Source organism: Caballeronia sp. GACF4, from assembly GCF_023631025.1.
Taxonomy (GTDB): Bacteria; Pseudomonadota; Gammaproteobacteria; order Burkholderiales; family Burkholderiaceae; genus Caballeronia.
In genome coordinates this window covers 40,382-55,622 of sequence record NZ_JALQDW010000044.1, presented here as the reverse complement: position 1 = coordinate 55,622, position 15,241 = coordinate 40,382, and the positions used below count along the sequence as shown (strand labels likewise).

The window sequence follows — 15,241 nt, the reverse complement described above, 5'->3', positions numbered from 1 at the left end:
TTGCTCGTCAGCGCGGATACGATTTCGCCGTCTTTGGCTTCTTTGTTGAGGTCCGTGCCCAGGCCGGAGTAGTAGAGCGGATACCAGAACTGATTCGGCAAGTCTTTTTTGCGTTCATCTTTGTTATCGCGGTACGCCTCCCAAAGTCGGCAGATATTGGAATATCGGGACGTCGATGGGTCATCATGGTCACGGTGTCGACCAAATCCATCAAAAAAGAAGCCGATATGAATTACCGCACCGCATGGGATGCAGTCATCGGAAGGATAAGCCTTCGTGTTGACGCCAATTGCGTCCAGCACTTCAAGAGGCGTGCGATCTGCGGGATCGGTTTTGTTCGTATTAGCCATTCTTACTTCCACCTGCGGCATGGATAAACTTGTTGCTCTTAATCTCGCGCACAACATCTGCAGGCAGCCTCTGCATTGCAAGACCAAACGCTCCGGGCTTGCCCTTCGACTCCATGACGATGCGCTGCACCGCCGGGTGTTCGTCAAACTTCGGATTGACGAGCAACGTGTAGTACACGTACTGCTCAAGATCGACCGAGTCGGTGAAGCGGTATTTCAGCCAGCCTTGAACAGCCACACGCGTGGTTCGACGGTAGGCGGCAGCCCAGTCAAGATCGTCTGGATTTGCAGCCTTGCCGTATTTCGTTTTAAACCAATGATGTACTTCAGCATAGTCAAATCGAGAGCCGCTAAAGTCATTGCGAAACTCGAATTCGACATGGTCGTCTGGATAGAAGTGCACAGCCAAGACGTCGTTGCCGGCCCGGTCAGACCTCTTCACAGGATCAAGATGAACCGTGGTTACTTTTTTGATCTCCTTTATGGGTGCGTACAGGTCCTTTACGGCCTCGTCCGCGTCATAGACTTGCCACTCGACCGTGAACTCCGTTCCCTTTAGCTTGTAGCAGCAGCTTATTCTTCCTTCGCCTGACCCTGGCGGCAGATCCCCGCCTCCACTGGCTCGATTCCCGTATTTGTCACGGACCACAAACTCCGTCAGGTTGTACGGCGTGTAGTTCATACCCTCCGCGCTCAACCCGCCATACACTGGCTCAGAAGAAAAAAAGTCGCAGCCCGCAAGAAAGACGGTTGCCACAAGCAAAACAAAGATGTGTTTCATCAAACTTGAAAGGTTCATTCGTATGCGCATGATTGCGTTAGTTCACCATTCCACCAGATAGATAGGGCAATACTTTTGCTTGCAACAACCGCGTTCAACCAGCGACGCCGCACGCGGTTAGCAAGATCAAATTGAATCGGCTTGGCCAACTTTGCTTCCGTTTGCCAAATGATCGAATTTGTTGCTCTTAATCTCGCGCACAACATCTGCAGGCATCTTCTGCATTGCAAGATCAAACGCTCCGGGCTTGCCCTTCGACTCCATGACGATGCGCTGCACCGCCGGGTGTTCGTCAAATTTCGGATTGACGAGCAACGTGTAGTACACGTACTGCTCAAGGTCGACAGTGTCGGTGAAGCGGTACTTCATCCAGCCTTGAACAGCCACACGCGTGGTTCGACGGTAGGCGGCAGCCCAGTCAAGATCGTCTGGATTTGCAGCCTTGCCGTACTTCGTTTGAAACCACTCATCGACCTTTCCATATTCGAATCGAGAGCCGCTAAAGTCATTGCGAAACTCGAATTCGACATGGTCGTCTGGATAGAAGTGCACAGCCAAGACGTCGTTGCCGGCCCGGTCAGACCTCTTCACAGGATCAAGATGAACCGTGGTTACTTTTTTGATCTTTTTTATGGGTGCGTACCCGACAAGCGCGAGTACTTTCTGCACTTTTACGACAACCGCATTCTCGCGCGTATTCGAAGCGTCTGGACCGACGAGCAGGCACATTGCTTTATCGCGCCCTGCAGGGAAATCTGGTTTCGAGATCGCGATCAAGGCGAGATCGTCTGGCGGAGCGATGGGGCTTCGAAGCCAGCGCGAGCGGATGCGCCATTACTTTTGTCGTCGGATCAGCACGCGCGATTATTTGCGCTTGAGGTTATTGACGAGGTCCGGATTGAGGCTGTCATGCAACGCGCCTACGATGATTGGTCTGTTTGGATCTTGTGCCGTAAAAACCAACGCCACCTCGGTCCCGTCGATCAGCGGCATGTGATGACCATAGTTAGGTCCCGCATACGGCCGTGCCATCCGGATAGGGCGACTGCGTCCACCCGGACTCCACTCGTCCAAATCGAACGGCATCTTCGTGACGTACAGGCCCTTCTCCGTGAGATAGCTGTACTTGTACTTGCCTGGAGAATCTATCCGCGCGGGAAGAGTTCCTGCGATCTTCGGTCGCTCAATCTTGTCGATGCTCGTGCGCCATCTCCGATCCGCGGGAATCGCCCGGAAAGCGCACCAATACGACGTACCGCGTCCACCTCCGCAGCGTACCGACGTGACAAAGAGACCATGCGGCGCGTCCTTCGGATTCACGTCCAGACGCATTACCTCACCTGCCTCGAGGGAGAACGGATTGCCTCGGCCTGAATAGCTGATCTGCTCCGCCAGATGCGCCTCATGACGAATCAGCGCAATCGTCTTGCCTTCTTCTTGCGTCTCATAGTGTTCGCCCCAATGGTTGTCCACTCCATCAGTGGTTTTATCGGCAGGCGCGGCATTGGACTCGACTAGCAATGAGACATCCGCTTGCCGATGGTTGTAATCGTCGAGCTGAATTGCTTCGGGCACGCGCCGGGTGATCGTTTTGAGCGAACGAAGCGATTCAGCACCCGCGCTTTCCAAACCGGAATGAAGACGATAAGGAACGACGCGCTGTTTGCGCGCGTAGGCATCGAGATCGTCGCCGAAAATCATGGCGGTACCATTGGACTTCTGCTCGAAGCGAAACCACAGCCCTTCCTCTGCGCAAAGTCGCTGAATGAAGGCGAATGTCGTCTCGTGATATTGAGTCACGTACTCGCGGCGTTTGTATTTGCCGCGAAGCTTCAGAAAATCGAAATCCACGCCAAGGCGATAGCCGTAGTGGCGCAATGTATCGGTGATGATTTCCACGACGGATTGCATCTGGAACAGCCTGCTTTTGCGGGCGCGGGCGAGATCGGCGATCCTGGGTACGAGCACGACGCGGTAACGCGTCTCGTCGGCGGACATTCCGAGTTGCTCAAAGCGGCAGATCATCCCGTGCGTGACGTACGACTTCGGCATCTTGCTAAAGTCCTTCCAGCGCTCACCGAACATTCTTTGCAGATACCCTTGATCGGGATCAACAGGATCGATGGTAAATGTCGCTGGTCGGCCGACGACTTGGTCCATTGGAATATCGGCGACCGGGCTCGTGAAATCTATTTGATATTCATAGAGCTCACTGACGCTCGCTTTGCCGGAAAATCTAAGCACGGAGACGGGAAAGGACTGCGGCTTGAGTTGTAGCGTATAGGCCTGACTTGGCAATACCATCGACATCTAAATACATCTCCTATGAATCTCTTTTGATGCGCGCGAAATTTCGATCCAGCGTTTCGGCATCCTGATCGCACTGCGTAGTTCTTTGCCATGAGATCGACGAATTGCTAGTCGAACTCAATTCAGGCCAGTAAGGAATTGTTGCCGAAAAAATCGCTGCTCGTGCGCAGCCAATCTCTCCGCAATGCGATGCTCGACTATAAGAATTTCTGCAGATTCATCGACTTAACAAGCCATTTGGATATCGATGCAGTATTCTATTTTTAGGAGTTTTCTGATGACCCAAAGGGCTTTCTCGCTGATACATCGGCCACATCTTTACCGAGGCTGCAGTCAGTCACGCGCCCAAAGAAGGCCGCCGTCAAAGCTTCCACCGACGGCGGTCATGTGACTTCCTAACGCGATCCTCGCACGCGCGCCATAACAGGCAACACTCGTCTCACAACTTCGTCACCTGCAACATCGCATCAGCAAACTCCCTCGGCGCTTCCTGCGGAAAGTTGTGTCCGACACCCCCGCCCAGCGTGCGATGCACATACTTGCCCGTGAACTTCTTCGCATACGCAGCAGGTTCGGGATGCGGCGCGCCGTTGGCATCGCCTTCCAACGTGATGGTGGGCACGGAGATGGTCGGTCCTGCCGCAAGACGCTGTTCGAGCGCGTCGTATTGCGCTTCTCCCTGTACAAGCCCGAGCCGCCAGCGATAGTTATGAATGACCACCGCGACATGGTCCGGGTTCTGGAACGATGCGGCCGAGCGTTCGTACGTGGCATCGTCGAAATTCCACTTCGGTGACGCAAGCTGCCAGATCAGCTTGTTGAAGGCATCGCGATTGGCCGCATAACCCAGCGCGCCACGCTCCGTCGAGAAATAGTACTGATACCACCACTGGAACTCCGCCTTGGGCGGCAGCGGCTTTTTGTTCGCCTCCTGACTGCCGATGAGATACCCGCTCACCGACACCAGCGCCTTCACGCGCTCCGGCCACAATGCAGCGATGCAATCTGCCGTGCGCGCACCCCAGTCGTAACCACCGAAGATGGCCTGCTCGATCTTGAGCGCATCCATGAGCGCGACGATATCCACCGCTGTCACGACCTGTTGACCGTTGCGCACGGTATCGGCGGAAAGGAAGCGCGTGGAGCCATAGCCACGCAGATACGGCACGATCACGCGATAACCGGCCGCGGCCAGAATAGGCGCAACCTCGGCATAGCTGTGGATGTCGTAAGGCCAGCCATGCAGCAGAAACACGACCGTGCCATTGGCGGGCCCGAGTTCCGCATAGCCGACGTTGAGCTTGCCCGCATCGATCTGCCTGATCGGGCCAAACGACGCGCCCGCGCTCGTCGCTCTAACAGTGGACGATTGCGCCTTCGCGAACGTGCTGAAGCCGAAGTCCGCAAGGGCGACGCTTGCAAGCGTCGTCCCAAGCATAAGACGACGCCGTTGATTGACGGGTTCTGACATGACCAGACCTCCTTATCGATTGGTTCGGGAATTTTCGTGGGTCCACTTGAAGAGTGGCCTCGACGGTTTTATATCCCAGCCGATCAGGAGCGATGTATCTCAGTGTATCCGTCCATTCAATCTACACATCGCGATTCAAAAGCGCGGAATACTCAGCGCTTTTTGTAGTTTGCAAACACCTCTTTGCGGATGGAGCCATGCACGCCCCAGTTCGCATCGACGACCTGCGTCACGCCGAAATCCGCCGCCACGGACATGAGCGCGATGGCCTCGTCTTCGCTCAGTCCATGAACCGTCATCAAGAAGCGCCGCAGTTTGCGAAAGGCATCGCGCATGGCACGGTCGAGGCTCGCGTGTTGCGCGACTTCGAGTTGCGCGTTGGCGCCGAGTTCGGCGAGATAGTTCGGAAACGTGAAGCCATACACGGACCATTGCTGATCCGTTTCGAGCAGCGGATGCGTCAATCCTTCGAGCAACGTGCCTTCGAGATCCGCCTGCTTGTGCAGGATGAATTCGAAGTCACCCGTGAGCGACGTTTCAATGGCCGTGCCGCCGAGTTCGCTGTCGCCTTGCGCCGCGTGCGGATCGCCGACTGAAAACAGCGCGCCCGCAACGGCCACCGGGTAATACATCTTCGAACCCTTGCCGATACGCCAGTCGTCGATATTGCCGCCGGTATAGCTCGGAGGAATCGAGCTGACATAGTCCGCTTCGGCGGGCGCCACGCCCATGGTGCCGAAATGCAGCCGCGCCGGCACGCGTATGTCGGGCAGGATGTTCTCGCGCTTCTTCACCAGTCGATGATCCACCTGCACGCCAGGATAATCGATGGTCGCATGCACGATGCCGTCCGGGTCGGTCTGCGGCGTCCACACATAGTTGTAGACGGCGCGCGCATACGGCTCGCCGGAAGTATCGAGTTCGAAGATCGTCACGACTTCGCGCGGCTTCGGCTCCTCGATCAGATCGTGATACTGAAAGCCCCACGACGCCGCCACGTTCGAGCCGAAGCATTTGCCCGCATGACACGCGTTGCAACTCGGGCGCGGCCGTACATCGAGGATGCGCACTTCGAGTACATCGCCGGGTTCGGCGCCTTCTATCTCGACAGGCCCGGTCAGCAGATGCACGCCGACGCCTTCGCCATCGCCCAGCTTGAAGGGACCTTCTGTCGGGCCAGCGCCGCGCCGCGATACGCCCTTGTGCTCGCGCGTCCATTCGAACACGCTCTGCGCGCCGGGGTCGCCCGCGACCATGCGCTCGTGGTCGTCGTTGGCATGATGCGTCAGCGTTTCGATGGTGGCGCGGTCGCCCGACTTGAGCGTGAGACGCGGCTCTACCCGTTTGCTGAAGTATCCCCAATGCACGGTGGATGATGAAACGGGCAGCGTGTAATGCTTCATTGAATCGTCCTCGGCTTTAGGGTTTTAATGCACCGTTTCGAGCGTGCTGCCCGCGCCCATCACGTTGAGAAAGCGCGCAGTCAGCGGATGATGCGGATGCGTCAACACCTGATGCGCCGGTCCTTCCTCGACCACCGTTCCGCCGCTCAAGAACACCACGCGGTCGGCCACTTCATCGGCGAAGCGCAACTGATGCGTCGAGATGATCATGGTGAGGCCGTCGTCGAGCGCGAGACGGCGGATCACTTCGAGCACTTCGCCGACCAGTTCGGGATCGAGCGCGGATGTCGGCTCGTCGAGCAGCAGCACGCGCGGGTTCGGCGCAAGCGCACGCGCTATGGCCACACGCTGTTGCTGGCCACCCGACAGATGACGCGGCAAGGCATCCGCGCGATGCACGAGGCCCACGCGTTCGAGCAAGGCATCGGCGCGACGGTTGGCATCGGCGAGCGTTGCGCCGTGCACCCATACGAGCGGCAAGGCAATGTTCTCGCGCGCCGTCAGATGACTGAACAGATTGAATTGCTGAAACACCATGGCGACGCCGAGACTCGCACGTTCTCGCGCCAGCTCGCGCGGATTCATTCGCCGCCCGTCATCGCGAAAGCCGAGACGCCGGCCGCCCACGCGTATCTCGCCTTCGCTCCATTGCTCCAGATGGTTGATGCAGCGAAGCAGCGTGCTCTTGCCCGAACCGCTCGGCCCGAGCAACGCGACGACTTCGCCGGAGCGGATGTCGAGGTCGAAGCCATTCAGCACGGCCTGTTCGCCGTAACGCTTGTGAACGCCACTGATCTGCACGGCCACGCCGTTGCGAGCCAGCGTGTCGTAGCGGCGCGCGCGTTCGGCAGCCGTGATCGGCGCGAAGACGGGCGGCAAGTCGCCGGGACTCGCGGGTTTCGGTGCGGGCGCGGGTTTGCGTCGTCCCCAGAAACCGCCGCCCGTGCTCGCGCGATCCAGATCGAGCGCTCGTTCGATCATCAACTGAATCGCTGCGATGGCGCCCGTGAGACACAGATACAAAAGCCCCGACGCGAAGAAGATCGAAAAGAAGTCGAACGTAGACGATGCAAGCTGCGTGCTACGCAAGGTCAGTTCGCCGACCGAGATCACCGACGCCAGCGACGAGTTCTTCAGTGCGCTGACCGTTTCGTTGCCAAGCGCGGGGATCATCGAACGAATCGCCTGTGGCGCGATGATTCTGCGCATCAGCACGCCCGGCGTCATGCCGAGCGCCTGCCCCGCGAGTGTTTGTCCGCGATCCACGCCGAGCACGCCCGAGCGGAATATCTCGGCGATGAACGGCGCTTCGTTCGCGGCGAGCGCGAGGCCCGCCGCGCCGATCGCGCTCAGTTTGATGCCGATATGCGGCAAGGCATCGTAGGCGAACACCAGTTGCAGAATCAGCGGCGTGCCGCGAAAGATCACCGTGTAGCCGCGCGCGATCGCCGCTAGCGGCCCGATACGGCTCAGTTGCATGGCCGCGAGCACGAGTCCCAGCACGAGGCCGCCCGCGAGTCCCAGCAAGGTCACGGCGATCGTGAAGCGGATGCCGTCCAGAAGATACGGCAGGCCGAGATAGTGAAGGAACAGGTCCATGAGCCGATGCTTCCCGTGCTTACTTCGCGACGATCAATTGCGGCGCGGCTAGGTTCTCCACGCCGAGGCCCCACTTCTTGAGCAAGTCCGACTGCGCGCCGCTCTTCTGAATGGCGACGAGCGCGGCCATCACGGCATCGCGGAAATCAGGCTTGTCTTTCGGCACGCCGATACCCACGAAATACGGCAAGGTCACCGCCGTCGCTTTTTCGAGCTTGTCCGGATACGCCTTGACGGCCTGATCGACCGTGTTCACGTCGTTGATATACGTATCTGCGCGGCCGGCGAGAATGGCCTGGATGCAGTTAGCGTTGTTGTCGTAAAGCTGCACGGTGGCTTCCGGCTTGCCTGCCGCCTTGCATTGCGGCGCGAGCGCCTGAACCAGCGGCACTTCCACGTAGCCGGTGTTTTCAGCGGCGGTCGTGCCGCACATCGACGTGTTGATGCCGGTAATTTTCTTGGGGTTGCCCTTCGCGACGAGCACGCCGTCGAACACCTTCGAATACGTGATGAAATCGGCGGCTTTGGCGCGTTCCTCGGTTGCGTAGATGTCGGAGATGACGATGTCGGCCTGACCGCTCTGCAGCGTCGTGAGCAACGCGGCGAAGGTGACGGGCTTGTACGCCATCGTGAAGCCGAGACACTGCGCGATCATCTCGCCCAAGTCGATATCGAAGCCGACGTACTTGCTCGGATCGTTCGGATCGAGCGCTTCATAGCCCGGCGTGTGCGGATTGATCGCATTGGTGAGCGTCTTGCCCTTGAACTGTGGATACTTCGCCTGCAACGCGCTGCATTCGGCGGGCGATGCGGCGTGTGCTTGCCCCGCGAACGCGAACAGCGACGCGCACAAAGCGCCGAGCCACACGCGAGCTAAACGGCCCATGAGATTCCTTTGCATCGATACGCTCCTGGCGGCTCTTGACCGCTGATGACGATTGACTTGCGATGCCCCGAGCGTAGGCGACCGAAATCCCGCTAACTTGTCTGGCTGCGCACAACTGCTGGTCCTCACGTGCACGCTCGTCCAAGAACCGCTTTCGCCGGTAACGCCGTGTCGCGCACGAGTGCATGCATGCGCCGCGATGGCGCATGCATGCACTGTGGTTCGGCACGCCTTGCATCGCGTCGCCGCATGGCCGCGATGGCGCGGGAGTTGCTTTTCCAAAGCGCGTCTTGCCTGCTATTCGTGGAGTTTTCGCTTGAACCTGTCGCGCTTCACCACCGAGTCGTATCCCGAGTTCGAACGTCGACATGAATGGAAAGCGGCGCTCGCGCGCCTGGGGTGGCACGGCAAGATAGAAGGCGGCGAACGCGGTCTGCAAGGCACGCTGACATCGCGTGTATCGGCGGGCGGCATCGAGTTCACGACGATCGCCTCGGCCGCGCAGACGCTCGAACTGAGCGCCGATCAAAGCGGCAGTCTCATGCTCGTATTGCTGATCGATGGCGACGCCACGCTCGTCGCCGACGGCCTGCGCGAACGCGTGAGCCCGCATGACATCGTGTATGCGGCATCGGGACAAAGCGCGTCGCTGATCTTCGCGGGGCGCTTTCGCGCCTTTATCGTGCGTGCGCCGAAGAGCGCGATCAACGCGCGCTTGCTCTCGCCGCTTTCTTTGCGCGTGGCGCTGCTGCCGGGCGCAACGGGCATGGGCCATATCTTCTCGGGCTTTTTGCGCTCGGTGGTCGAGAGCCTCGAGACCTTGAGCGCCGATGAATTGCGTCCCACCGAACTCGCGCTCGCGGAAATGCTCGTCGCGTGTCTTGCGGGACAGGAACGCAAGGGCTCGTTTAACGGACTCACGCCGTCGCAGGCGGCGCTGTTCTCGCGGCTATGCCGCTTCATCGAAGCGAATCTCGCCGAATCGACCTTGAGCGTCGCCACGCTTGCAAAGGACGAGCGCGTGTCGCCACGCTATGTGCAGAAGCTTTTCGAACTCGCCGGACAGAGCTTTTCGACCTATGTGCGCTCACGCCGTCTTGAGCGATGCCGCGCGGAACTGGCCGATCCGCTCTCCGAGAAAGTATCGATATCGGACATCTGCTTTCGCTGGGGCTTCAACGATCCCGCGCATTTCAGCCGCGTGTTTCGCGAACGTTACGGCGCGTCGCCGCGCACCTTCAGGCACGAGGCGAGCCTTGAAATAGCGCGTCATCTGGTGCGAAGTCTCTCGCGCGGCTTGCCGGTCAATGCGGCGAGCCTGATCGCGCAGGCGCGTCAGGATCATGCGGGCGATACGCTCGTCGCCGTGCGTGAAGAACTCGATGCCGTGCATATCGAACCTCGGCTCGGACGCGACAAGCCGCGCCATCATCTGCTGCGCGCAACGGCAAATACCGTGCATTGGGGCTATTTCAGCCACGATCTGAAGCCCGTGCTCGAAGTACAGAGCGGCGACACCGTGACCGTGGAAGCGCTCACGCAACATGCCGCGGATGACTGGGATCGTATGATCGCGGGCGATCCCGGCGCCGAGAGCGTGTTCCACTGGACCGCCGAGCGCAAGAACGTGGACCGGCGCGGCGCGGGACCGATGAACGCATCGATCTACGGACGCGGCGCGGGCGAAGGCTTCGGCGTGCATATCTGCACGGGACCGATTGCCGTCACGGGCGCGGAGCCGGGCGACGTGCTCGAAGTGCGGATCGTCGATATTCATCCGCGACGCTGCGCGAACCCGAGATATCATGGCCGCGCATTTGGCAGCAACGTGGCCGCGTGGTGGGGCTTTCACTATCGCGAGCTCTTGACCGAACCCAAGCCTCGCGAAGTCGTGACGATCTACGAGCTTCATACGGATACCGAACGCGTCGACGAGAGCGCCTATGCGCGCGCCGTCTACAACTATCGCTGGACGCCGCAACGCGATCCGTTCGGCGTGATGCATCCGATCATCGATTATCCCGGCGTGCCTGTCGATCATTCGACCGTCGTCGAAAATCACAACGTGCTGAAGAACGTCACCATTCCGGTGCGGCCGCATTTCGGCGTGATCGGCGTCGCGCCTCGACAAAACGGTCTGATCGATTCGATCCCGCCTTCGGCCTTCGGCGGCAATCTCGACAACTGGCGCGTGGGACCGGGTGCAAGCGTGTTTCTGCCAGTGGGCGTGGCGGGCGCGCTGCTTTCCATCGGCGACCCGCATGCGTCGCAAGGAGACTCCGAGTTGTGCGGCACGGCTATCGAATGCTCGCTTACGGGCGACTTCGAACTGATCCTGCACAAGAAGCACACGCTCGCCTCACAGCCCTTTGCGGACCTCACGTATCCGCTCGTCGAAACCGCCGACGAATGGGTGTTGCACGGCTTCAGCCACGCCGACTATCTCGCGGAATTCGGCACCAGCGCGCAGAGCGAGGTCTATCAGAAGTCCACGCTCGATCAGGCCATGCGCGACGCCTTCATCAAGACGCGCCGCTTTCTCATGTCGACCAAGGGACTGAGCGAAGACGAAGCGATCTCGTTGATGTCGGTGGCCGTGGACTTCGGCGTGACGCAAGTGGTCGATGGCAACTGGGGCGTGCACGCGATCATCCGCAAGGCGCTTTTCACGGATTAGCGCTTATATATGGAGCGCCATCGTTACTGAACCGCCTCGGGCTCCTCGATCGCCCGCGTCAACAATTCGACGAACGCCACCACCGCTTGCGGCAAGGTGCGTCCCGCCATCGTCTGAATCTGCAAGGTGCGCTGATGCAGTTCGGGATTGCTGATGGGCACGGCCGCCATATCGTCACGCTGCAAACGGCTGCGCACGGTGAGGTAGCCGGTCAGCGTGATGGCGTCGGTGCGTTGCACGAAACTCTGCAAGGCCATGTGATAGTTCGCGATGAACACCGGCTCGAAGACGAGCCCTTCGAGACTGCACGAGATATCGAATAACTGACGCAGCGTCACGCCCTGGTTATGCATGGCCATCGGCCATTCGTGGAGATCGGCGAGCGAAACCGACTCGCGTTTCGCCAGCGGATGACCACCGCGCATCAATGCGAACACCGGCGCGCGCTGCGCATAATGCACGTGCACGTCCTTCTCGGGCGCGACGCTGAAGCACACCGCGACATCGTGCGTGCCTTCGCGCACGCGCTGTGTGGCGACCGATGGCGGCGATACATCGAGTTGAAACTGCGCACGCGGATGCGTCTCCAGAAACCGCGCAAAGGCTTGCGGCAAGAAATCCGGCGCCACGCCTTCGGACGCGGCGACGCGTATCGTCACGCGGCCGCCCGCGCTCAAATCGCGTATTTCATCGATCACGCGCTCGTTTTCCAGATGACTGCGGCGCGCATGATTGGCGAGCAAGCGCCCGGCATCGGTCAAGACCATGCCGCGCGGACGCCGTTCGAATAGCGGTGTGCCCATCTGCTCTTCGAGCTTCGCCATCTGCCTGCTCAATGCCGACACCGCCACGAACAGCCGCTCCGATGCCTTGCTAAGCGAGCCGCTTCGCGCGATTTCGAGGAAGTAACGCAACGCCGTCTCGTCCATTTCCGCCTTCTCGTTCCGCTCCGGGATAACCCTCGATTTGCCTTTTAGGCAAGGGTTCTTGAGAAATATTGTAATTGTCCAGAAATATCGGCGGCGGCAGCATGAGTCACGATTAAAGGGAGAACGACGTGACCCGCGATACCGCCATCCAGCTTGCCACTCAGCGTTATGAGTCCGGCGCGTTCCTCGAAGACCTGCAGCGACGCGTCGGTCTGCGCACCGATAGTCAGGAAGCCGACAGCGGCGCGCGCCTCTTCGCTTACCTCGAAGAAGAACTCACGCCCACGCTCGAGGAATGGGGCTTCGCGTGCCGCATCGTCGAGAATCCGGTGGCGGGCGCGGGGCCATTCCTCATCGCGCATCGCCATGAAGCCGCGGACTTGCCGACGGTGCTTGGCTACGGTCACGGCGATGTCGTACGCGGCTACGACGCGCAATGGTCCGAAGGCCGGTCGCCGTGGCGCGTGACGGTGGAAGGCGAACGCTGGTACGGCCGCGGCACCGCCGACAACAAGGGCCAGCACAGCATCAATCTCGCGGCGCTGAAGGCCGTGCTCGACGCGCGCGAGGGCAAGCTCGGCTTCGATCTGAAGCTGCTGTTCGAGACCGGCGAGGAAGTCGGTTCACCCGGCCTGCATGCGGTGTGTCTCAAGTTGCGCGATGAACTCGCGGCGGACGTGTTGATTGCATCCGACGGACCGCGCCTCGCCGCCAACCGCCCGACGCTCTTTCTCGGATCGCGCGGCGTCATCAATTTCCGTCTCGATGTGAAGCTGCGCGATGGCGCGCATCACTCGGGCAACTGGGGCGGCCTCTTGCGCAATCCGGCCGTGGTGCTGGCAAACGCCATTGCATCCATGGTCGATGAGAACGGCAAGATCGTCATCGAAGGATTGCGGCCGCCGCCGGTGCCGGAATCGGTGCGGCGCGCGCTGGAGGGGATCGTCGTGGGCGGCAATCCCGGCGAACCGGAAGTCGATGCCGACTATGGCGAGCCGGGTCTCACGCCCGCCGAACGCGTGTTCGGCTGGAACAATATCGAAGTGCTGGCGTTTCGCGCGGGCAATCCCGAGAAGCCCGTCAACGCCATTCCGCCGCATGCGTTCGCGCACATGCAGATTCGCTTCGTCGTCGGCACGAACTGGCGCGAGCTTGCCAGGATCGTGCGTGACCATCTCGATGCGCACGGTTTCACCATGGTCGATATCGAAGTGGAACGCGGCATGCCCGCCACGCGCGTCGATCCTGACAACGCGTGGGTGCAGTGGTCGATCCGTTCGCTGACGCAGACGACTGGCAGCGCGCCCGTGCTCTTGCCGAACCTCGGCGGCACGCTCCCCAACGATGTATTCGCCGATGTGCTCGGCATGCCGACCATCTGGGTGCCGCATTCGTATCCCGGATGCTCGCAGCATGCGCCGGACGAACACATGCTCGCGCCGGTGGTGCGCGAAGGCTTGCGCATCATGGCGGGTCTTTACTGGGACCTCGGCGCGCGCGATGGCAACGTAGCGCCTCGGTCGAACGGAGAAGCCCGCCATGAGCACTGATTCCGTCACGATATCCCCCGCGCGCGATGAGCCGGCGAAGCATCGCAACGTGGCGCGTCTGATCGTCGCCACGTCTATCGGCAATGCGCTCGAGTTTTACGATCTCGTCGTCTATGGCTACTTCGCAGGCGTATTGTCGAAGCTGTTTTTTCCCACGCAGGATCACACCGTCTCGCTGCTGCTCACCCTCGGCACCTTCGCGCTGTCGTATCTCGCGCGGCCCGTCGGTGCGCTCGTGCTCGGCTCGTATAGCGACCGGCATGGCCGCAAGGCATCGCTTACGCTGTCCATCGCGATGATGACCGTCGGCACGGCCATGGTCGCGCTCATGCCTTCGTATGCAAGCATCGGCATTGCGGCGCCCATTCTGATCTTCTTGTCGCGTTTGTTGCAGGGCTTTTCGGCGGGCGGCGAGTTCGGCAGTTCGACGGCATTTCTCGTCGAACATGCGCCCGAGCGCAGCGGCTTCATGTCGAGCTGGCAGTTTTCGAGTCAAGGCGCGAGCACGCTGCTCGCGTCGCTCTTTGGTGCCGTGCTGACGAGCACGCTCACGCCTGCGCAGCTCGAAGGCTGGGGATGGCGCATCCCGTTTCTCTTCGGCGTGTTGATCGGACCGATCGGGCTGTATATTCGCCGACGCATGGACGAAACGCCGGAGTTCGAGCAGGCCGAGAAAGTGGCGTCGCCCGTGCGCGAGTTGCTCAAGACGCAGAAGGAACGCTTGCTCATCTCCATTGGCTCGCTCGTGCTCACGACCACGGCCAACTACATGCTGCTTTATATGCCGACGTACGCGACGCGGCAGTTGGGCTTGTCGCCGTCGTCGGGCTTCATCGCCACGTTGACGGCGGGCTTCATCATGATGGTGCTCGTGCCGGTGGTGGGACACCTGTCGGACAAATTCGGGCGCATTCGCATCATGCAGGTGACGGGCGTCGTGTTCTTTCTGACCGTTTATCCGGCGTTCATGCTCATGAATGCCCATCCTTCGCTGCCGACCTTGCTCGCCGCGGTGATCTGGGTCGCGTTACTCAAGGCCACCTACTTCGCGCCGATTCCGGCATTGATGGCCGAACTCTTTCCGACCGCCACGCGCACCACGGGCATGGCCTTCGGCTACAACATCGGCACGACCATTTTCGGCGGCTTCACGCCGCTCGCGGTGGCTTCGTTGATCGCGGTCACGGGCAACAACCTTGCGCCGGGACTGTATCTGATGATCGCTGCGGTCGTGAGCCTCTTTACGCTCGTGTGGGCGCGCATGCGGATCAAGTTGCGCTAAAGC

General features: G+C 60.2%; 10 protein-coding genes and 2 pseudogenes. 3 read left to right on the top strand and 9 right to left on the bottom strand.

Going from position 1 to position 15,241, the window contains the following annotated elements:
• The 8 genes and pseudogenes from NCR40_RS30945 to NCR40_RS30905 form a co-directional block, all read right to left on the bottom strand.
• Positions 1-350: pseudogene (locus tag NCR40_RS30945) on the bottom strand (hypothetical protein); the annotation flags it as partial.
• Positions 343-1,149: a DUF3304 domain-containing protein gene (locus NCR40_RS30940; RefSeq protein WP_250511775.1), complete on the bottom strand. Its 807-nt coding sequence runs from the start codon at positions 1,147-1,149 to the stop codon at positions 343-345. The gene NCR40_RS30940 and the pseudogene NCR40_RS30945, both read right to left, overlap by 8 nt.
• Before the next feature lie 108 nt (positions 1,150-1,257).
• On the bottom strand, positions 1,258-1,908 hold the full coding sequence (locus NCR40_RS30935; RefSeq protein ID WP_250511774.1) for a hypothetical protein: 651 nt from the start codon (positions 1,906-1,908) through the stop codon (positions 1,258-1,260).
• A 99-nt stretch (positions 1,909-2,007) separates the two neighbouring features.
• Positions 2,008-3,441 (bottom strand): annotated as a pseudogene (locus NCR40_RS30930) (type VI secretion system Vgr family protein); the annotation flags it as partial.
• Positions 3,442-3,880: 439 nt separating this feature from the next.
• Positions 3,881-4,912, bottom strand: coding sequence for an alpha/beta fold hydrolase (locus tag NCR40_RS30925; protein WP_250468052.1), 1,032 nt, complete (start codon positions 4,910-4,912; stop codon positions 3,881-3,883).
• 152 nt (positions 4,913-5,064) lie between these two features.
• Positions 5,065-6,315, bottom strand: coding sequence for an acetamidase/formamidase family protein (locus NCR40_RS30920; protein ID WP_244831831.1), 1,251 nt, complete (start codon positions 6,313-6,315; stop codon positions 5,065-5,067).
• Positions 6,316-6,339: 24 nt separating this feature from the next.
• Positions 6,340-7,914, bottom strand: a complete 1,575-nt coding sequence (locus NCR40_RS31405; protein ID WP_284503553.1) for an amino acid ABC transporter permease/ATP-binding protein — start codon at positions 7,912-7,914, stop codon at positions 6,340-6,342.
• A gap of 19 nt (positions 7,915-7,933) precedes the next feature.
• Complete coding sequence (locus tag NCR40_RS30905) at positions 7,934-8,815, bottom strand: ABC transporter substrate-binding protein (protein ID WP_244831832.1); 882 nt, start codon at positions 8,813-8,815, stop codon at positions 7,934-7,936.
• Positions 8,816-9,116: 301 nt separating this feature from the next.
• On the opposite strand from NCR40_RS30905, the gene NCR40_RS30900 reads away from it, so the two are divergent.
• Positions 9,117-11,477, top strand: a complete 2,361-nt coding sequence (locus NCR40_RS30900; protein WP_250511773.1) for an acetamidase/formamidase family protein — start codon at positions 9,117-9,119, stop codon at positions 11,475-11,477.
• Between the two features lie 23 nt (positions 11,478-11,500).
• Here the strand turns inward: NCR40_RS30900 and NCR40_RS30895 are convergent, their stop codons facing one another.
• A complete protein-coding gene (locus NCR40_RS30895; RefSeq protein WP_244831834.1) occupies positions 11,501-12,406 on the bottom strand; it encodes a LysR family transcriptional regulator in 906 nt (301 codons plus the stop codon).
• Between the two features lie 128 nt (positions 12,407-12,534).
• On the opposite strand from NCR40_RS30895, the gene NCR40_RS30890 reads away from it, so the two are divergent.
• Positions 12,535-13,956 carry a M20 family metallopeptidase gene (locus NCR40_RS30890; RefSeq protein WP_250511772.1) on the top strand — a complete coding sequence of 474 codons (1,422 nt, stop codon included), beginning with the start codon at positions 12,535-12,537 and terminating at the stop codon, positions 13,954-13,956.
• Complete coding sequence (locus NCR40_RS30885; protein WP_244831836.1) at positions 13,946-15,238, top strand: MFS transporter; 1,293 nt, start codon at positions 13,946-13,948, stop codon at positions 15,236-15,238. The genes NCR40_RS30890 and NCR40_RS30885 overlap by 11 nt, the downstream gene beginning before the upstream one ends.
• Positions 15,239-15,241 lie beyond the last annotated feature (3 nt).

Coding starts and splice junctions, on each gene's coding strand:
- NCR40_RS30940 (WP_250511775.1), bottom strand. CDS start 1,149: ATGAACCTTTCAAGTTTGATGAAACACATCTTTGTTTTGCTTGTGGCA.
- NCR40_RS30925 (WP_250468052.1), bottom strand. CDS start 4,912: ATGTCAGAACCCGTCAATCAACGGCGTCGTCTTATGCTTGGGACGACG.
- NCR40_RS30920 (WP_244831831.1), bottom strand. CDS start 6,315: ATGAAGCATTACACGCTGCCCGTTTCATCATCCACCGTGCATTGGGGA.
- NCR40_RS31405 (WP_284503553.1), bottom strand. CDS start 7,914: ATGGACCTGTTCCTTCACTATCTCGGCCTGCCGTATCTTCTGGACGGC.
- NCR40_RS30905 (WP_244831832.1), bottom strand. CDS start 8,815: ATGCAAAGGAATCTCATGGGCCGTTTAGCTCGCGTGTGGCTCGGCGCT.
- NCR40_RS30895 (WP_244831834.1), bottom strand. CDS start 12,406: ATGGACGAGACGGCGTTGCGTTACTTCCTCGAAATCGCGCGAAGCGGC.
- NCR40_RS30885 (WP_244831836.1), top strand. CDS start 13,946: ATGAGCACTGATTCCGTCACGATATCCCCCGCGCGCGATGAGCCGGCG.